The organism is Cupriavidus sp. 05L310 (genome assembly GCF_056398185.1).
In genome coordinates, this window is the sequence record NZ_JBFTOX010000042.1 from 1 (window position 1) to 18,946 (window position 18,946).

Annotated in this window: 17 protein-coding genes and 6 pseudogenes; 19 read left to right on the forward strand and 4 right to left on the reverse strand. The window is 61.9% G+C overall.

The features are described from left to right. Positions 1-383, forward strand: a 383-nt coding sequence (locus AC1DS6_RS27320; RefSeq protein WP_477103542.1) for an IS1096 element passenger TnpR family protein, incomplete at its 5' end; no start/stop codon positions are given. Between the two features lie 531 nt (positions 384-914). Here AC1DS6_RS27320 and AC1DS6_RS27325 read toward each other — a convergent pair. Together AC1DS6_RS27325 and AC1DS6_RS27330 are read right to left on the reverse strand one after the other, a co-directional pair. Next, positions 915-2,195, reverse strand: a complete 1,281-nt coding sequence (locus AC1DS6_RS27325; protein WP_477103543.1) for an amidase — start codon at positions 2,193-2,195, stop codon at positions 915-917. 13 nt (positions 2,196-2,208) lie between these two features. Next, positions 2,209-3,297, reverse strand: a complete 1,089-nt coding sequence (locus tag AC1DS6_RS27330) for a tripartite tricarboxylate transporter substrate binding protein (RefSeq protein ID WP_477103544.1) — start codon at positions 3,295-3,297, stop codon at positions 2,209-2,211. Positions 3,298-3,309: 12 nt separating this feature from the next. Between AC1DS6_RS27330 and AC1DS6_RS27335 the strand changes: the two genes are divergently transcribed. Continuing rightward, a complete protein-coding gene (locus AC1DS6_RS27335) occupies positions 3,310-4,245 on the forward strand; it encodes a LysR substrate-binding domain-containing protein (RefSeq protein ID WP_477103545.1) in 936 nt (311 codons plus the stop codon). A 111-nt stretch (positions 4,246-4,356) separates the two neighbouring features. On the opposite strand, the gene AC1DS6_RS27340 is transcribed toward AC1DS6_RS27335, so the two are convergent. Continuing rightward, positions 4,357-4,692 carry a hypothetical protein gene (locus AC1DS6_RS27340; RefSeq protein WP_477103546.1) on the reverse strand — a complete coding sequence of 112 codons (336 nt, stop codon included), beginning with the start codon at positions 4,690-4,692 and terminating at the stop codon, positions 4,357-4,359. A gap of 217 nt (positions 4,693-4,909) precedes the next feature. Here AC1DS6_RS27340 and AC1DS6_RS27345 point away from each other — a divergent pair, with 217 nt between their 5' ends. From AC1DS6_RS27345 to tnpC, 14 genes and pseudogenes are all read left to right on the forward strand, one after another. Beyond that, positions 4,910-5,578 (forward strand): hypothetical protein, encoded by a 669-nt coding sequence (locus AC1DS6_RS27345; protein WP_477103547.1) that lies wholly within the window; start codon positions 4,910-4,912, stop codon positions 5,576-5,578. Positions 5,579-5,903: 325 nt separating this feature from the next. Continuing rightward, on the forward strand, positions 5,904-6,116 hold the full coding sequence (locus tag AC1DS6_RS27350; protein WP_477103548.1) for a plasmid pRiA4b ORF-3 family protein: 213 nt from the start codon (positions 5,904-5,906) through the stop codon (positions 6,114-6,116). 594 nt (positions 6,117-6,710) lie between these two features. Continuing rightward, positions 6,711-7,151, forward strand: coding sequence for an Hsp20/alpha crystallin family protein (locus AC1DS6_RS27355; RefSeq protein ID WP_441635140.1), 441 nt, complete (start codon positions 6,711-6,713; stop codon positions 7,149-7,151). A 15-nt stretch (positions 7,152-7,166) separates the two neighbouring features. Further along, positions 7,167-7,574: an Hsp20/alpha crystallin family protein gene (locus AC1DS6_RS27360; protein WP_441635142.1), complete on the forward strand. Its 408-nt coding sequence runs from the start codon at positions 7,167-7,169 to the stop codon at positions 7,572-7,574. Between the two features lie 203 nt (positions 7,575-7,777). Then, complete coding sequence (locus AC1DS6_RS27365; protein ID WP_477103549.1) at positions 7,778-8,344, forward strand: Hsp20/alpha crystallin family protein; 567 nt, start codon at positions 7,778-7,780, stop codon at positions 8,342-8,344. Between the two features lie 270 nt (positions 8,345-8,614). After that, positions 8,615-8,998, forward strand: a complete 384-nt coding sequence (locus AC1DS6_RS27370) for a hypothetical protein (protein WP_477103550.1) — start codon at positions 8,615-8,617, stop codon at positions 8,996-8,998. 142 nt (positions 8,999-9,140) lie between these two features. Beyond that, positions 9,141-9,341 (forward strand): annotated as a pseudogene (locus tag AC1DS6_RS27375) (co-chaperone GroES); the annotation flags it as partial. Positions 9,342-9,808: 467 nt separating this feature from the next. Then, positions 9,809-10,176, forward strand: a pseudogene (locus AC1DS6_RS27380) (type II toxin-antitoxin system RelE/ParE family toxin). Next, positions 10,166-10,486: a helix-turn-helix domain-containing protein gene (locus tag AC1DS6_RS27385; protein ID WP_150992829.1), complete on the forward strand. Its 321-nt coding sequence runs from the start codon at positions 10,166-10,168 to the stop codon at positions 10,484-10,486. Before AC1DS6_RS27380 ends, AC1DS6_RS27385 begins: the two are co-directional and overlap by 11 nt. Positions 10,487-10,814: 328 nt before the next feature. Further along, on the forward strand, positions 10,815-11,201 hold the full coding sequence (locus AC1DS6_RS27390) for a hypothetical protein (RefSeq protein ID WP_477103551.1): 387 nt from the start codon (positions 10,815-10,817) through the stop codon (positions 11,199-11,201). 96 nt (positions 11,202-11,297) lie between these two features. After that, positions 11,298-11,417: pseudogene (locus AC1DS6_RS27395) on the forward strand (DNA-binding protein); the annotation flags it as partial. Then, a pseudogene (locus AC1DS6_RS27400) lies at positions 11,368-12,014 on the forward strand (DUF4158 domain-containing protein); the annotation flags it as partial. The pseudogenes AC1DS6_RS27395 and AC1DS6_RS27400, both read left to right, overlap by 50 nt. A gap of 63 nt (positions 12,015-12,077) precedes the next feature. Beyond that, positions 12,078-15,077: pseudogene (locus AC1DS6_RS27405) on the forward strand (Tn3 family transposase). After that, positions 15,070-15,411 (forward strand): Tn3 family transposase post-transcriptional regulator TnpC, encoded by a 342-nt coding sequence (gene tnpC, locus AC1DS6_RS27410; RefSeq protein WP_477103552.1) that lies wholly within the window; start codon positions 15,070-15,072, stop codon positions 15,409-15,411. Before AC1DS6_RS27405 ends, tnpC begins: the two are co-directional and overlap by 8 nt. Positions 15,412-15,512: 101 nt before the next feature. On the opposite strand, the pseudogene AC1DS6_RS27415 reads toward tnpC, so the two are convergent. Beyond that, positions 15,513-15,725, reverse strand: a pseudogene (locus tag AC1DS6_RS27415) (MerR family transcriptional regulator); the annotation flags it as partial. A 287-nt stretch (positions 15,726-16,012) separates the two neighbouring features. On the opposite strand from AC1DS6_RS27415, the gene AC1DS6_RS27420 reads away from it, so the two are divergent. From AC1DS6_RS27420 to AC1DS6_RS27430, 3 genes are all read left to right on the forward strand, one after another. After that, the gene (locus tag AC1DS6_RS27420; protein ID WP_045242993.1) at positions 16,013-16,384 is read left to right on the forward strand and encodes a tautomerase family protein; all 372 of its coding nucleotides are present in this window, start codon (positions 16,013-16,015) and stop codon (positions 16,382-16,384) included. Between the two features lie 340 nt (positions 16,385-16,724). After that, positions 16,725-17,648, forward strand: a complete 924-nt coding sequence (kce, locus tag AC1DS6_RS27425; RefSeq protein WP_045243166.1) for a 3,5-dioxohexanoate:acetyl-CoA acetone transferase — start codon at positions 16,725-16,727, stop codon at positions 17,646-17,648. A gap of 406 nt (positions 17,649-18,054) precedes the next feature. Beyond that, positions 18,055-18,924: an AraC family transcriptional regulator gene (locus AC1DS6_RS27430; RefSeq protein ID WP_045243165.1), complete on the forward strand. Its 870-nt coding sequence runs from the start codon at positions 18,055-18,057 to the stop codon at positions 18,922-18,924. Positions 18,925-18,946: the final 22 nt, after the last annotated feature.

Here is an 18,946-nt window from a genome sequence, read left to right on the forward strand (position 1 = left end):
TGCAGTTCTCCACCGCGGCAAACGAACTGCCACTGACTGCGTTTCGTCTCCGCGAACACGAAGGCTTCGTCTATGTGTATGACTTCAACGCGTGGTGGCGCCACGAGATACGGGTGGAGCGGCGTAGGCTGCGGCAACATCCTGGCGGGCTGCCACGTTGCGTGGCCGGTTGCGGGCCTTGCCCGCCAGAGGACATGGGCGGGATCGAGAGCTATATGGCGGCCAGGGACGAACGCAGTGAGTATGAGTTCCTCGATTGGCTCGAGTCGCTGCGCGAGCGTCCAATCGTGCTGGAAGATTTACGCGAGGAGGTCGGCCAGTGGCTGGATCGGCGCTTCGACCGCCGGACCGCCAATAATCGCTTGCAAGAGATCCTGGCATAGACTGGCTGCCCGGACATGCGTGGGAGAGCGGTTCGTCAAACGCCAACAGATGGCCTGGCGGCCACGGCACGCGCACGCACTGGTACAAATCCGGACTGCCGTGCTCAATGCCCAGATCCGATCGCACATTGAACGATGGTATCCCTCCATCGCCAGAGCAGAAAACCACCGCATTGCCGCTTAGTCAGCCCCCGCTTTGGCTCGGTCTCCTTCAAGGGCGGTGATGTGCAGGAGGTCGGCTCTAGCCGCTAGATTTGCATCGGAGCGGACGGGATGCCGAGCACGGTGTGCGTCGCATCGTGCCCGTTGACGTCGGCGCACGCGTCCTCGCGCAGATGCGGCAAATTCCCCGCCGATGTAGCACTAGGATTGACATCGAGGATGCCGTGGGATTGATCAGGGCAAAGCAACCGCCAAGTAGGGATCAAGTTTCGGCAGTGCGGGCGGGGGGGCGCAATCCTCCAGGGAGGTGGGCATGTCAAGCGCTGGATTTCCGTATGCAAAAGCCTGTGTTATCGCTACTCCCTTCGTTTACTGATCGTAGCCTGCAATGCGCGCTAGGACGCTGGCAACCGCGAGCAGGCGTGCGTCATCCGCATAGCGTCCGATCAGTTGGGCTCCAATTGGCAGCCCGGCGGGGCCAGTAGCTATGCGCAATGAAATCGTGGGCAGGTGCAGTGCTGTCCAGAGTGCGCCGAAACGTGGCGAGCCCGAGTCCATCAGGCCTAGCTCGGCTTCGCCGTCCGCGGCGGGGTAGAGCAGCACGTCAAAATCGCCGAACATGGCGTCGGCTTGTCGCGTACCTACATGCATACGGCTTCGTATTTGCAGGTAGGCCTCTGTGCTCACGGTCTCCCCACCGGCCAGGCGCGTTTGCAGGCGCGCACTGAGCTGCTCGTGATGTTGCGTACGCTCATGGGCGAGCGATTGCCGGGCCTCATAGGCGAACATGCTGCTCTGCAGATCGATCAAGGCTTCCAATTCCTGCGGCAGTCTGCAGCGCAGCACGCTTGCGCCGGCCCGCTCGGCGCGTGCGGCGATCGCGTCGAGGGCGTCGTGCGTTTCGGGGCTGGCATGCTGCCACTGACTCGACAGGCATACGCCAATGCGTGGCCTCAACCCCAGTTGTTCGGTGACGCGCGTCTGCGCCAGGCCAAGGGAGAAGAAGGCGGCGTCCGCGACGGTACGGGTCAGCAGGCCCACCGTGTCCTGGGTATGGCTGAGCGTCTTCACGCCCCCACTACTGATGAGGCCGAAAGTCGGCTTGTAGCCGACAACGCCGCAGTACGCCGCCGGGCGCGTGATCGACCCGGTAGTCTGCGTACCGAACGCGACGGGCACCATGAAATCGGCGACGGCGGCTGCGGAACCGCTGGAAGAACCGCCCGGCGTGCGCGCCAGGTCGAGTGGGTTACGGGTTGCGCTCGGCGTCTGCGTGGCGAATTCGCTGGTGGCAACCTTCCCAAGTATGACGGCACCGGCCTCATGCGCCGACGCAACGCAGCCGGCGTCTGCTGCAGGACGATGCCCGGCATAGATCGCTGCCGAGCCATAGGCCGTATCGTAGCCGACGGTATCGATGATGTCCTTGACGGCGACAGGAATGCCGCGCAGCAGGCCACCGGGGCGACGATCCGCCGCACGCGCCTGGGAGAGAGCCAGATCGGCATCGACCGCCACGAAGGCGTGCACCGCGCCGTCGCGCTCTTGTATGCGATCGAGACAGGCTCGCGTCAGTATTTCGGCGGTAAGGTTGCCTCGCTCGATCCGGGCGGCCGCCTCAAGGGCGGTGAGACGATTGGGGGTGCGCATGAGCTGGATGGTCTTAGTTTACAGTGATGCCGGCATTGCGGATGACAGCCGCCCAGCGATCATGTTCCTTGCCGACAAAGACGGCAAAGGCTTCGGGCGTATCGCCGACGGGCTCCGCGCCCTGGGCCAGCAGTTGCTCGCGTGTCTTGGGATCTTTCAGGATGCGGACAACTTCCGCATTGATGCGGCTGACCACTTGTTTGGGCACACCGGCTGGCGCAAACATGCCGAACCAGCCTTCCACTACGTAGCCGGGCAGGCCCGACTCGGAAATCGTGGGAACGTCGGGCAGCAGAGGCGATTTCCGCGCCGAGGTCACGCCGAGGGCAATGAGCTTGCCGGAGCGGATATGCGGCAGGCATAGCGGGAGGTTGCAGAACATCATTTGCACGCGCCCGGCGAGCAGATCGGTCAGCGCAGGGGCACCGCCCTTGTAAGGCACGTGAAGGATATCGGTCTTCGACATGGACTTGAACAATTCGGCCGACAGGTGCTGGCTGCCACCGGCGCCTCCCGATGCATAGCTGTATTGCTGTTTGTGCAGCAGTGCCAGGAGTTCCTTGACTGAGCGCGCGGGAACGCTAGGGGGAACCACAAGCACATTGGGCACGCTAGCTACATTGACTACCGGCACAAAGTCGCGTTGGGGGTCGAACTTGAGGTTGGTGTGGAGGCTGGCGTTAATCGCGTTGGTGCTGGCCGCGCCAAAGAGCAGCGTGTAGCCGTCGCGCTCCGCAGCGGCAACATAGCCTGTGCCGATGTTGCCGTCGGCGCCCGCCCGGTTGTCAACCACGACAGGCTGGCCCCAGGCCTCACTGAGCCTGGTCGCAATGATGCGCGCCAGGGTGTCGGTCACGCTACCAGCGCCGAACGGTACAACCATATGGATCGGCTTGACTGGGTATTGCGAATGTTGTGCCACGGCGGGGAAAGGCAGGAGGGCGCTGAAGCACACTGCGGCGATACTTCCCGCCAGGGTACGGAACAGGGCTTTGAGATTCATGTTGGAGTTCCTCTGGGCAAGAATAGCGGGGACATCGAAGGCAATCTTATGCTGGTCTATTCGATAGATCCAATATAATATTCCAAGGAATTCATTCACTTTTATGTATCAATGGCTCTCTCGTTGCACGCACTGCGCCTCTTTGTTGTGGTGGCCGAAGAGCTGCATTTCGGACGTGCCGCGGCGCGGCTCCATATGGCACAACCGCCTTTGAGCCAGCAAATCCGGCAACTGGAAGCAAACGTTGGTGCGGACCTGTTTGCGCGAACGACGCGGTCGGTCCAGTTGACGGAGGCGGGCAGGGTGCTATTCGACCGGGCAAGGCAATTGCTGGCCGATGCGGACGCCGCCGAGCAGGCAGTGCTCAGGGCAGCGCACGGCGAGACGGGACGGATCTCGCTGGGATTTACAAGTAGCGCGGCGTACCGCCTCTTGCCACGCATACTGTCTGCTTACCGCAGTGCTTATCCTGCCGTGGCATTCGATTTCACGGAGGCAACGTCAGCCGAGCAGTGGGATGCCTTGCGCTCCGGCAAACTCGACGTGGCGCTGCTTCGCCTGTCCACACTGCCGGTGGAAACGGATTTCGATGCGTTCGAAGCCGATCGTGAGCCGATGTTGCTGGCGTTGCCGCTCGGGCATCCGCTCGCCGCTGACACTGCGGTGGCGCCAGCGGCGCTTGATCGCCTTCCGATGGTTGGATTCAGCGCCGTCGGCTCAACCTATTTTCGCGACTTGAGCCAGAAGATCTATCATGCGGCCGGCGTGCAGCCGCGCATCGAGCAGGAGAGTGTACTCCCGACGATACTCGCTCTGGTCGAGGCCGGGCTAGGCGCCGCGCTGGTGCCCGCTTCGGCGGCGGAAATGCGCTCGGCACGCGTGACATACCGGCCGTTGCAACCGGCAAAGTCCAGGCGAGGCGGCACTATCGATGCCGTGTTGCACTGTGCACGCCCGCATGCCAGCACCAACATGGCCGCGCTCGTATTTGTCAGGCTGCTTGCCACGATGAGCGCGTCGCCGGCACATACAGGCCAGGCAGGATGAACGGAAGGCATTGTCTTCCGCTTTGGGGGCTGCGTTGATTGAGCCGAAGGCACCAATCGCCAGCGCCCACGCATCACTCGGCCACTCGCCGCTCTCGCTTTGATTAGGACCTCAAGAATGGCTGACTCCGCGCCTCCCACCCTCGACCCTGCCCAGGAGGTTCGCATCGAGGCCGTACATGGCGGATTTCTGTACCAGCACCTGTATGCCGTCGGCTGTCTCCTCGCCGCCGCTCGCCTGAACGCGACGCAGGTCGTCATCGAGCGCGACGAGGATATCGAGGTCGATACAGGGCAAGGCCGCACTTACATTCAGGTCAAGAAGCGCAATCGACCGATCATCCGCAGCGACATCCAGTCCGCATTCAACAGGTTCGAGGTACTTCGGGAAGAGCACCGCCAAGGGCGCCGAGCGGGCGCGGCGACTTTCGCGATCGTGGTCAATCAACTGTTGGGGCCTGAGTTGGCCTCCGATGTGGCGTCTGGGGCGATTTCGCCGGACGTCGAGGTGATGTGGCCCGGCCGACCGCCAAACTCCGTGTTTGCGGGCTTCCCGCCGGCTTGGTCATCGATTGATGATGCCCTGGCATGGTGCGTTCAGGCGGCGTCGACTGTCCCGCTAGCGATGTTGGCGCCGGACTCGCTGGTCTGGAAACTCGCGGGCCGTGTCCTGTCCGCCGCGGCAGGCACGGCGCCACACGCCGACCATGGCCGAGCAGGAGACAGCCGCCGTACAGGCCGACTTCGACGCCGCCCAGCAGGCGCGCGCGGCGCTGCAGGGGGAACTGGACGCCGAACGCCAGGCCCACGCGGCCGCGCAGGCGCGTCACGAGGCAGGAACCCGCCAGGTCGAGGCGCTCGAGCGGCAACTGGTTGAGTTGCGTACCCAATTCTCGACGGAGCTGGAGCGCACCCGCGCGCAGGTCGCGGTGACGCAGGAACGCGCCGAGGCCACCGAGCGCCGCGCGTTGCGCGAGATCGACCAGGAGCGCACGCTGCGCCAGAAGGCCGAGCAGGCGGTCGCGGACCTGCGCGCTGAGCTGGCGGCGGTGCAGGCGAGGGCGCAAGACGCCGCCGTGGCCGGTGCCGAGGAGCGGGCGCGGTTGCAGGCCGGGCGCGACACGCTCAGCCGGCAACTGGCGGAGGCAGAGCAGGCGCTCGGACGAGGGCAGGCGGCACAAGAAGGGCTGCGCGCCGAACTGGAAGCGGCGCTGCGGCGGGCAGAGCGCGCGCAAGCCGAGACCACCGCGACGCGCCGCCTGGCGACCCCCAGGCGCCAGGTGCCAGCGACCAAAACCAAGTTCACGTTCAAGTTCAAGCCGGGGCCGGCCTGAGGGGTGTGGGCGGCAGTAGGATTTGTCCACCGCGCCATGGGATAAACCTGTGGACAAATCGCGCGAGGACCAGATGCCCGGCGGGCTCCTCGGGTCTGATTAATTTTTGAGCGGCGGGGTGACCACGTGATTCCCAACTCCAAGCGAGCGGGTTGCGTTACACCAGCGATCCGCCGGACCAATGTTGAGGCCTAACGGTCTTTGAGACGACAACGCAGGATCCTGCTCCGCAGCTTCCTCAAATCTGTGCACCTAAAATGATGTCGATCGAAATCGAGCGCGCCGAAGCGATTACCTGGATCCGCATTCAGTTGGCTACCCGGACTTGGCCCTGGCTCTACCGGTTTGCCTGGCTGGCGAAAACGCTTGCCCTCCGGAAGACGTTGGCGGGCCACACGGATATGCGGAATTCCTTGCAGCGCTTCGGGACAAGACCCACGAACAGCACAATGACTTCCGGTCGTGGGTTGGCGGCGTATTCGACCCAGTTGGCTTTGATGTGAATGCGGTCAATGCGAGGCTGCGGGCGATTCGGTGACGCCTGCTGGCCTTTTGTGTCAGATGAGACCGCGCCAAAGCGGGGGCTACGGTCAGTCTTACCTCAGAGGATAATGAGACACCTACAGTGTGTACACGCCCCTCCCCCGCAAGCGATCTCCGTTTTCCAGTTGCGAATCCGCCTGCGGGGATTGACCCCGCCGCTTTGGCGACGCGTCCATTCCTTGAGCGGTGGGAGACGAACTGGAGAATCCGGATGGCCCATGCCGCATGGCGTCGTGGTTTCGGCCACCGCGTTTCACATGGTTCCGTTACGAGCCCCAAAGGCGTTGTGCCCCCAAAAGCACAAAATGGCAGTGCTTGTGCGCAAGATGCCTTGCACGCCGAGCCGAAATTCGTTCGCCCATTTGCGCCAAGTCCTCGCATTCGGGAGATAGGCGCGGCCAAGACTCCTTCAAGAGGAAATTGAATGCCGCCCCCTTGAAAACCGGCGACAGATTGCCTAATTTAATTTCGCCCAGGCAGCCGCGATGTTGCGCGCTGCGTGTTTCTGTTTGTTTGCCAGCAGTTTGGCAGGCGAGTGGGAGCGCATAGGCCCGTTCGCCTCCTTGCTGCATCAAAGGAGGATACGATCATGAGTGATCTCTTTTTCGGGACCGACCTCTTCAGCGAGTTCGACCGCCTGCAGCGCCAGATGGCGAGCTTGTTCGGCGGTTTCCCGTCCAGCATCCGCTCCGAGCGATCCGGCGCGTTCCCTGCCGTCAACGTTGGCACCACGGAAGATTCGATCGAAATCGTCGCATTCGCTCCTGGCATCAAGCAAGACAAGCTTGAGGTGTCGATCGACAAGGGCTTGCTGACGATCAGCGGCGAACGCGAAGCCGCGCACTCGGAGAATGACGCCGAGGTACGGCCGTACGCGCAGGAGCGATTCGTCGGCCCCTTCCGGCGCATCGTCGAACTGCCACAGAATGCTGACCCCGACAAGGTACAGGCGCACTACGCCAACGGCTGCCTGTCGATCAGCATCGGCAAGCACGAATCCTCGAAGCCTCGGTCGGTCACTGTCCAGTAACGTGAGGAGAATGCCATGAGCGACACTACCCAAGTGGTTGAGCGCGGCCAAGGCGCGGTGGCGCAACGCCAGGAAGAGAGGCCAACGCGCAAGATCACGCTGCTTCCCGCTGTTGACATCTTCGAGGACAGCAACGGCGTCACCCTTTGGGCGGATCTGCCGGGGGTCACCAAGGACAGACTCAATGTGAGTGTCCATGATGGCACCCTGAACATCGAGGCGGAAGCCGTGGTGCCGACCCCGGCCAACCTGCGAGTGCAACACGCGGAAATTCGCGAGCCGCACTTCGCCCGCGCGTTCGCCTTGAGTCCAGAGTTCGATACGTCGAAGATAGACGCGCACTTGCAGGATGGCGTGTTGAAGCTGACGATCCCGCGCCGAGACGAGGCACGGCCACGTCGCATCGCGGTTAGCGTCGGGTAAGCTCTGTCGTGCCATTCACGGGGTCGAAACGGCAGGGTGGCGTCCGGGTGGGCGCCACCGTCGGCCCTTAGAAGACGCGGATGACCGTATCGGCGGCCTCACCACCAGGGTTGGGTCTTGCGGCGTCGCCGGTGGCCGGGCGCGACCGGTCGTTGCCGGCGGTCATTCGTACCCATCAACTGAGCATTCGGCAGGAGGGTAGGATGAAAACGGAACTGGGCAAATGGAACCCCTTCAAGTTCCTGCGGAAGACGACAAGTGACAAACAACCGATGGGGGATGCGTCCAACGTGCCCGCGCCGAGGCACGGCACGCCCGACTGGCCTGACGTTGCGCGACTGTTTTCTAGCGATCCCTGGCGAGCGATGGGAGAATTCCTGCACGAACCGTTCGCGAGCTTCGGTGGTTTGGATCGATGGTTCGGCGACTTTAGTTCGTCTCGCTTCCAACCTCGGATCGATGTGGTCGACGATGGCACTGCCCTGAGAATCACAGCTGAGTTGCCGGGCATGGACCGCGAAGACCTCCAGACCACCATCGAGGATGGCGCGCTGGTGTTGCGGGGCGAGAAGAAGCAGGACATTCGGAGCGAAGAAAACGGCTGCTACCGCCTGGAGCGAGCGTACGGCGCATTCATGCGCAGTATTCCTCTGCCGGATGGTGTCGACGTGGATCACGTTGACGCGAAATTCGAAAAAGGACTGTTGACACTACGCCTCCCCAAGACCGGGTCGTCGCGCTCTGCCGTAAGGACGATCGAAGTGAAGTGAGATGATGTCTGCAATCCTGAGGAATCGTATGTATTTGCGCGAAGCGTGCTCCACGCAGGCGGGCAATCCTGGCGGCCGTGGAAGGGGGCGGCTGACGCGGAACGCCAGAGGCGGGCGCAGCCCCTTTGGCGCGCGCGGTGCTTGCGGCTGCACGCTACGGGCTTCCAATGGGGCTCATTGCAGCGGCGAAGCAAGGCGCGACGTTGCGTTCTTGAAATCGCCGGACTCGCCCCTATTTTGGCGGCAATGTACTGTCGGATGGAGACTTCCATGGAGTTCAATTCTGAGTGGCTGACGCTGGGCAAGCATCGGGTACAGCTCAAGTGCGCGCGCGGCTTCCCTACCGAGCGAACGCGGAGTGTGGCGGAGCTGGCCAAAATGGCCATTGAGAACAACCTGAGCGCGGGGGCCCGCTTGGTCGAGGTCACCGCAGAGGGCGAGAAGGCCTATGTGATCAGTGTCGGCACGACCTTCGCGAAAGACAGGGAGGCAGCGCCCCACCTGGAAGTGGCATTGGCCACAATGTTCGGCCTAGCGCCCGAGCAGGTCAACATAGACGTCGTCGTGGTAAGTCAAACGGAGGTGGATATGCACTTTGGCGTGTATGAGCGGATGCTGGCCGAAAAGCTTGGCGCCGTGCCACCCATTCAGTGAAGCGCCAGAATCGGGTTTCTGGGCCAGTGACGCTTGTGCCGCGAATCCAGGCATCGGCGTTAAGGCTTTCAAGCACGAACAGTGTCAGGACTGGTCGGCCCGTCAAGCTCATGATCACAGTGATTGGATGAGGAGCAAGGCTATGAACATCCGTCCACTACACGATCGCGTCATCGTCAGACGTCCAGACGCAGACCACAAGACGGCCGGCGGCATTGTCATCCCCTAAACTGCCGCCGAAATGCCGGACCAGGGCGAAGTCCTGGCCATCGGTCCCGGCAAGCGCCTGGGCGATGGCCGTGTCTGCGCGCCTAGCGTGAAGATCGGCGAGCGCGTGCTATTTGTGGTAATCGTCCTTTTCCTGCAGATTGATACGGTTATAGTCAGCCCCGAGGGGGTGGGTTGCAGCCCATTCGCCTGACCTTATTGCGGCCGTCCGAGCACTTGTCGTACAGTTTTGTCCCGAACGACACCCAGAAAGTGCAGATTTCGGCATTTGCGTATCGCTACGTTGGCAAGATGCGCCGCGGTCGGCCTACAGCTCGTTTTCCTCCGGGCCTTCGGTCGGCCGTTGGACCGGTTTTGCTGCCGTTCCGCGCAATCTCCTTCAGTACGTGTGCGAAGCTTTCTCCGCGCCGTTGCTGTCGATCGCCAGCCTGAAGACGCTGTACGGTACATCACGGGCACCTGATCTGCGTAACGCTCTCAGGAGGTGACTGCGGCGGTGTGGTATGCGGTACTTGTCGTGTGCTTTATTGAAAAGTATTGCACCGAGTGCTAGATTTTCTCATCTGATTTCTGGCCAGCTACATGAAAAGTCCTGCGCAGCGTGTCTTCAAAACGTCCTGGTTCAGCAAGACGGCAAGCAAGGCTGGAATCGACGATGCTGAATTATGTGAGGCTGCACAGGAACTGATGCTGAGCCAAGGCGATGATCTAGGCGGCGGCGTTTGGAAGAAGCGGCTCAACAAGAACAGGCATCGCTCAATTGTCCTCAACAAGGTCGGCAAGCGATGGATATTCACCTACTTGTTCGCGAAGAAGGACCGGGAAACATTAGCGATAAGGAACTGGAAGGGTTCAAGAAGCTTTCCAAGGATTACGCGGCGGCCTCCGCGTCGCAGATCGCTGGACTGCTCGATCAAGGGGAGCTACTGGAGATTTGCCATGACTGCTAAACGATTCAAGACCGACGCCTTTGAGGCGATCCACAGCGCCGCATCTGGCCTCCTGAAGGCGAAATCCATCGACAAGAAAACCATGCGCGAGTATGACGACTTGTGCCTGGAGGAACCGCCACACTTCGAGGCTAAGGACATCGTTCAGATCCGCAAATCGGTCAAAGTGAGCCAGCCCATTTTTGCTCGCTACCTGAACACAAGTACGTCAACCATTCAGAAATGGGAGAGCGGGCAGAAGCAGCCTAGCGGGATGGCAGCCAGGTTGCTGCAAGTCGTCCAGAAGCATGGTTTGGAAGTGCTTGCTTGAACCCCGACTGCCCGGTCAAGGGCTGACAGGGTAAAGGGCGCCACGGCGCCCCTCGTATATTGGTGTCGCAGTAAGAGACGTGAAGAGGCTCCTGGGTCTACGGGTGGATCAGGTCAGGCGGCCGGAGAATAGAATTGCTGCGCAGCGGACGCAGTGCTCCCCTCCGGACCTCAACCGATTAACTGGATCGAGGAATTGGCGCCCTACAACTGGAAACCCTCTGGCGCGGCCGGATCGGCATCAACCGTGGCGTCGACGTCGTCCTTGCCAGTTGCAGCCTCGGCGACCCGGCATTGAACCGCTGTCGCGCATCAAGCGGAGCGAAACAATGAACCAAGCAAGCGCGGGCAAAGCCGAACGCAAGATCTCCGAGACGATTCTGGACTTCGGCGAGCCGCTTCTGTCCGAGGCCATTACCGAAGACACGCCGATCGCCGTGGTGCGCGAGACATACAAACTGGTGGTGCTTGTCTGGAACGCGCACGTCGCAGCCACGCCCCGCTGGGGAGATCCCAGTTATCTGCAGATGCTGCGACAGATGGCCGCCGCGCCGCAGATGCCACCGCAAGGGCGTGCATGCATCGAGACTCTCTCGCGCCGATGGCGGGAGAAGTTCTCCGACGCCAAATACTGCGTTGGAGAATGGCACGTCAGGATCAAGCATGACGATACCCTGAGCTTTCTTTGCGACGCCCGGGAAGCGCCGAGGCGGTAGTCCGTCGTCGCGCGCACTGTCCTCGCAACGGTGGCGACGTCGCCGCGTATCCGCGAATCGAGTCCGACATGGAGACCGCGCCAAAACGGGGGCTGACTAAGCGGCAAGATGCGCGTGACCATCGACCATCCCGAGTTGCCGGGCGCGCTCAAGGCGATCGCCGCCAATGCTGCGCAATCGATCTGGCAGGCCGCCAACGAGGCCGCTAGCAGTGAGGGAAGCGTTGCCTGCCCGCTTGACAGAATTTGACCTGCGGCAATTTTTTCAGCTCACTAGTGCTGACATCGCGGCAATACGGGAGCGGTTTCGGCCAGAAAGATGCGCCGCGGTCGGCCTACAGCTCGTTTGCCTCCGGGCCTTCGGTCGGCCGTTGGACCGGTTTGCTGCCGTTCCGCGCAATCTCCTTCAGTACGTGTGCGAAGCTTTCTCCGCGCCGTTGCTGTCGATCGCCAGCCTGAACACGCTGTACCAACGACGCCCGACGTTGTACGAGCATCAGCAATGGGTCAAGGAATCACCAGCCAGGCCGCTTTGCTGGAAATGCTCCGCGTACAAGCCGCCGCAGCGGCACACGTGGATGAACTTGTCACCACCGCTCAGCGATGGCTCTACGATCGGTGCCGCCTCATTCCCGGCCAACGCCAGATCACCGACATGGCACGGCATGCATTTTCCGCCTACAAGGCGCAAATGCTCGCAGCGGTCAACCGCGCAGTGCCGGCGGCCACGCTGCAGCACTGCATGGAATCTGTCCGCAGTCCACGGGCTGACGGCTCTGCAACGCACCTCGAGTGGATCAAGGCGCCTTCCAGGGTGGAATTTTGCCACCGTCCTCGGCTAGACTGGCTGGCCCTTCAGAGATTGCCGAGATCCTGTATGGCTACCGTCGAGCGTACCGCCTACCCGCGTTTCCCGAAGGTTTTCTCCACCAAGGAGCTACAGGCGTGCTATACGCTGGATGCCGAGGAACTGGAGTGGGTCACCCGCTCAACCCGTGGACAAGGTCCGCGACTTGGCTTGCTGGTGCTGCTGAAGGTCTTTCAGTAACTGCATTACTTCCCCAACCTGGACAGCATTGCCGTCGTCGTGATCGACCACGTGCGCGCCAGCGCTGGTCTGGCGCCAGATGCCGCGTTTGGCTATGACCGCAAGCTGTCCCCCACGCTGTACCGGCATTACACGGCGGTGCGCGAATTTCTAGGCGCCCAGGCGTATATTGGCACCGATGCCAACAAGGTCACGATTCGCTCCGCGCGCGAAGCCGCGGAAACGATGGACCAGCAGGTGGACATCATCAACGCCCACCATCGATGCGCTGATCCTGCACCAGGTGGAGCTGCCAGCGTTCTCCACCCTAGACAACATTGCCGAGCAGATTCAGACTCGCAGGCAGTCCGCGCTGTTTCGATGTTTCGCAAGGCGCTTGTCGGATGAGGAACGGCAGCGGCTGGACCGGCTTCCGACCCGGGAATTCACCAACCGCCTGACCGCCTACAACAACATCAAGCGCCACGCGCGCCGTCCATCACGCAAGCATCTCAGCCTACTCATAGAACACCTGACCTTACTCGACGGTCTTGGCGATTTCTCTTGCGCGATCGCAGGCGTGCCAGCCTCGAAGCTGCGCTCGCTGGCCAGCCAGGCCATGAGCCTGGACGCGGCCAATCTACGGGAGATCCTGCCTGAGAAGCGCTACACGCTGATCGTCGCCTCGCTCAACCATATGCGCGTGCGCACCCGCGACGATCTCGCGGAGATGTTCATCCGTCGCATGGGCGCCATCCACAAGCGGGCGCGCGACGAGATGGAGCGCATCCAGTCCCGTCAGCGCGCGCAGATGGAGAAGCTGGTCACCTTGCTCGACGGCGTAGTGGATATCGTCGCCGACGGCCAGGACGACGCGCTGATCTGCCGCCAGGTGCGCCGCTTCCTCGCGCCGTCCGGCGATCTGGAGCAGCTGCGCGAGAGCTGCGCCGAGGTGCGGGCCTTCAGCGGTAACAACTACCTACCGCTGCTATGGCGGCATTTCCGCGCGCACCGCTCCGTGATGCTGCGCCTGGCCCAGGTGCTGGAATGGGAGTCGACCAGCCAGTCGCGCACGCTGCTGGCGGCACTTGCGGTGGTGCTGGACAATGCATCTCTGCATCGCGAATGGATCGCCGCCGACGTCGATGTGAGCTTCGCCTCGGAACGATGGCGCAAGCTGGTGCGCCGCCCCCACGACTAGGGCGCCCCCACCAACCGGCGGTACCTGGAACTCTGCGTGCTCTCGCATATGGTCAACGAGCTGCGTTCCGGCGACTCGTGCGTGGTGGGGTCGGATGCCTTTGCCGACTACCGTGCGCACCTGCTGCCCTGGCGCGAATGCGAACGGCGCCTGCCCGAATACTGCGCCAAGCTGGATATGCCGGCCAACGCACAGGGATTCGTGGCGCATCTACACCAATGGCTGACCGACACGGCGCGTACGCTGAATGCCAGTTTTCCCGACAAGCGCCAGCACGTCACCATCGGGCAGGACGGCGAACCCGTGCTCAAGCGGACAATCGCCAGGGAGATCCCGGCCAGCGTGATCGCCCTGCAACAGGCGCTGATCCGGCGCATGCCGACGCGCAATCTGCTGGACGTGCTGGCCAATATCGAGCACTGGACCCACTTCACCCGGTACTTTGGGCCGCTCTCCGCCAGCGATCCCAAGATCCGCAATGCGGCCGAGCGCTACCTGCTGACCATCTTCGCCATGGGCTGCAACCTGGGGCCCACCCAGGCCGCCCGCCATATGGGGGATCGGGTCACGCCGCACATGATGTCGTTCGTCAACCGCCGGCATCTGAGCCTGGAGCGCCTCGAGACATCGCAGCGGGAATTGATCGGCCTGTATCTGCGGCTCGACCTACCCAAGCACTTGGGGGATGGCAAGACCGTCGCGGCTGACGGCACCCAGTACGACTTCTACGACAACAATCTGCTGGCCGGCTACCACTTCCGCTACCGCAAGATGGGCGCGGTGGCCTACCGGCACGTGGCCGACAACTACATCGCGGTGTTCCAGCATTTCATTCCGCCCGGTGTATGGGAAGCCATCTACGTGATCGAGGGTCTGCTCAAGGCCGGCTTGAGCGTCGAGGCCGATACTGTGCACGCCGACACCCAGGGCCAGTCGGCGGCAGTATTCGCCTTCACGCATCTGCTGGGCATCAACCTGATGCCGCGCATGCGCAACTGGCAGGATCTGAAGCTTTACCGTGCCGATACCAACACCAAATACAAGCACATCGACCGGCTGTTCTCGGACACCGTGGACTGGGAACTGATCGCCTTCCACTGGCAGGACCTGATGCAGGTAGCGCTATCGATCCAGGCCGGAACAATCTCCTCGCCGCTCCTGCTGCGCCGGTTCGGCTCGGAAAGCCGCCGCAATCGCCTGTTTCTGGCGGCGCAGGAACTCGGCAAGGTGCGTGCGCACGGCGTTCCTGCTCGAATGGATTGGCAGCCGCGAACTACGCCAGGAGATCACCGCCACCACCAACAAGATCGAGTCCTACAATGGCTTTGCCAAATGGTTCGCGTTCGGCGGTGACGTGCTGGCCGAAAACGACCCCGACGAACAGCAGAAGCGCCTGCGCTACAACGACCTGATCGCCTCGGCCTTGATTCTGCAGAACACGGCGGACATGATGCAGGCCCTGCGCGCGATGGTGAAGGAAGGGATCAAGATCGACGTGGCCGATCGGCTTCCTGAGTCCCTACCTGACCAGCAACATCAAGCGCTTCGGCGACTATAAACTCAACCTGGAGCGGGTGCCGGAAGCCTGGATTCGCGATAGCCTCTTCGCCGCTCCCGCCCATACCGTCCGCAAGCCTCGCCATGCCTGACACCGATACCCCTTACGGCAGGGTCGACGCCGAGGCGTTGCAAGCGCTTCGAGACACGTTCGACACGACCACCATCCTGCGCGTGGTGGAGCAACTCGATGCGATCCGCGCGCGTTGCTGTGAGCCAGCCGGGCTGCGCGACGATCTGCTGCGCTTGCACGGCATGGCACATACTCTAAACGGCGCCGCATTGTCGTATCCAACCACTGGTCCGACCATCGTGGACCAAGCCGAGGCCATCATAGAAGAACTGGACGACTGGATCGTGCTGCTCAAGCGCGCCGTGCAAGCGCTGCGTCCACTAGAGCCGCTGCGCCCCCGCGACGATGTCTAACTCGGCCAGGTCGCTTGCCCGTCGAGACGGCGCATGTAGCCGGCTGCGACAAAGCGGCAGAACAGAAGCCGGAACGAGCTGGAGCAGCGTAGCCGCGTCCACTACGCCCTTTGGCACACTTTTCCCGATTGCAGCGATGCGATCAGCGGGCAGGATACGTTGCCCTGGCGGGCATGGCAGGCGCACACCAGCTCGCACAGCACGGTCTCCATGCGTCGCAGGTCGGCCAGCTTTGCGCGCACGCCGTTGAGCTTGCGTTCGGCCAGGCTGCTGGCTTCCTCGCAATGGGTGCCGTCCTCCAAGCGGAGCAGTTCGACCCGCTTCATCCTTCGGGGTGGGGCATGCCCGATGGACAACTGTTAAGTCATTGATTTTTCGAAAAACGCAGTCCGGTGAATTCCGATTCCTCACAACAGGCCGCCAGCTTGTGCCAAAGCTGCCGTCAGCCGCTCCTGCAGCGCCCGGGCGTCTAGCGGAGGACCGGCGGCACGACGCCATGTCATGGCATTTCCAAGCAAGTGGTGGCGCCCCGTTGCAATCACCGGCGGCGACGTTCCGAGAGACTGAGGCCTCAGCAGCCCTAACTTCACGGAGACATAACATGCCTATCATTGTTTGCGAATGCAAGGTCGGAATCGAAGCTGGCGTCAAGGCCAAGATTGCCAGCGAGTTCACGAGCGCGATCAGGGAGATCATCCTTTCGCCGCTCGACTTGATTAGCGTCGTATTCCATGAAGCCACGCCCGACAACCTCTACCGTTCGGGAGAGCCCACTTCCGAAACGCTCATCTTCTGCCACATACGTGATGGGCGCAGCGACGGCGCCATACTATCGCTGGCCAAAAAAGTGAGCTCGATCTGGAGCGCGTGCACGGGGGCAACGGAGGACGAAGTCGAGGTTCTCGTCACACTGTATCCCGCCAAATACGTCGTGCGCGGCGGTGAACGCCTGCCCGAAGCCCCTCGCGTGTGAGATGCGGCCATCGTGCATCTGCAGGCCGGCGACCCAGAGCCTGCCAGCCGGACCGCACTACCGAGCGATTCAAGCCGATCCCCCAGCGGTCCGGGCGCGCTCCAACTGAGTCGTGAATCTAACGCCCGGCGGTTCGCCAGCCATGAGGCTCGAAGAGCGCTTGCCCCGTGCCGTTAGATTCAGTCAGCGAGCGCCATGCTCGGACTACCCGGGGCGAGGTATCGGCCCCGCCGCATCCCGAACCTCATACCGAAGATAGGAGAAGATAAGTCAATGAAGTCAACCCGCCCTAAGCTGGCAACAGCGGATGCCGCCTGATGCGGACTTCCTGATTCATATTATGAGCAAAGTCATCATCACATGTGCTGTCACCGGTGCGATTCATACGCCCTCAATGTCACGGTATCTACCGGTCACACCGGAAGAAATCACTGAAGCCTCGGTCGGCGCGGCCGAAGCGGGCGCCGCGATCATTCACCTTCATGCACGCGATCCTGTCACAGGCAAGCCGGACCAGAGCCCCGATGCATTTGGCCGATTCTTGCCGCAAATCAAGGCACGCACCGATGCAGTGTTAAATATCACAAGTGGCGGCTCGCCCTACATGACGATCGAGGAGCGCATTCAGCCGTCAATGCGCTTTGCGCCCGAGTTGGCTTCACTCAATATGGGCTCGATGAACTTCGCGCTGTTCCCAATGCTGGCGCGTTTCAAGGAATTTAAGCATGCCTGGGAGCGCGAAGCGCTCGAAGCCAGTCGTGACCTGATTTTCCGAAACACCTTTAAGGATATTGAATACGCCCTAGCGCAATGTGCCGCCAATGACACGCGCTTCGAATTCGAGTGCTACGACGTGAGCCACCTCTACAACTTGGCGCACTTCGTCGAGCGTGGTCTGGTCAAGGCGCCGTTCTTTGTTCAGACCGTGTTCGGCATCCTGGGAGGTATCGGCACGCATCCTGACGACGTGTTGCACATGAAGCGGACGGCCGACCGGCTGTTCGGCAATGACTATCACTGGTCGGTGTTGGGGGCAGGCAAAGATCAGCTTCGCCTTGCAGGAATGTCTGCCAGTATGGGCGGCAATGTGCGCGTCGGATTGGAAGACAGCCTGTGGCTTGGACGGGGCACTCTGGCCGAGAGCAACGCCGCACAGGTGCGGCAGGCGCGCCAGATTATCGAGGGGCTTGGACTCGAAATCGCCAGCCCGAACGAAGCCCGGGAAATCTTGCAATTGAAGGGCATTGGGAACGTCAAGTTCTGAGAGAAGGAACAGGGGCGGCGTTTTTTGCCAAGCAAATCGCGTTGCGAGGTCCATGGGGCTGAGCGCCGAGATCAGGCGCGCCGGTGCGGCCGACGCTGCAATCGGCCAGGAGTGCCTTTCACCGAGATGTGGCGACGCCGTCGGCTAGACCTAAATCGCCGATCTACTGTGCTTGATGCCGGGCCCCTCGCGGGCCCGTTGTCTTGGCTCATCGCATCGCTATTGCTTCAGACCAGCACGAGTCGAGCCAAGATGCACGATGCGCGGGGGCAAAGCGAACGCGGTTGACGTCCATGCGTCAGCGACCCTCTCCATAAGGGGTATTCACCAGCGACTGATTCGCTTGCGAGGTCAATCGGCCGCGCGCACAATGAGGCTGGACGCAAGGTCGAAGTGGAGGTAAGCAATGCATGGTCACCTTGACTCACAAGCTGAATACCGCGAGGTTGGGGGCGAACTCATATCCGGCACCATTGTTGACTCGCGCACCACCCATGTTGAAGTCCTCGCGCGTCGGGCGACCGGGCCCATCTCTTGGCGTTTTCGTCAACCGCGGCTCGCGCTGTTCTGGTTTCGTAACGGCCTTAAAGAGTTGCATCTGCAACTCGACGGCCGCCGCATCCACTCGGGAATAACACAAGGAACAAACCTTGCGCTGTTCCCGGCCTCGATTTCAGTCGAAGGAGAGTTCGACGTAGCCCCGTGCTTCGACTACACGGTGGTCTTCCTTGACCCGGCCATTGCCTCCGAAGCCGGCTGCCACTTCAATCGGCCGTTGATTGCCTTTGGCAACGAAGATCTGCAACGTGGCCTTTCGGTCCTATGCCGTGAGGCGCGCAATGCAGACAGCCTTTACGGGTTGTTCGCCGAAGGCTGGGCAATGCAAGCACTCGCCCTCCTGGCGCGGGTCGACGGCAGCCAGAGAGCCGCCATTCGGCCGTGCGGTGGCCTCGCACCAAGCAGCTTGCGGCGCGTTATCGACTACATCGAGGCCGACTTGTCGCGGCCGTTCACAATCAAGGGCTTGGCGCAAGTTGCCGGTGTCAGTCCCCGACATTTCATCCGGGCTTTTCGCGAAAGTGCCGGGCAGACGCCTTTACGCTTTGTGTACGGTTTGCGTCTCGAGCGGGCCAAAGAGTTCCTCTTGGATCCTCGTCGCACCGCAACTGAAGTCGCCCTGGATTGCGGCTTCAGCCACGCTCAGCACTTCAGCACCGCATTTAAGAAGGCGACCGGCGTCACGCCATCCGATTTCCGCAGGGCTGCGATGCGTTAAGCGGCCCCGGGGTGCCGTAGTG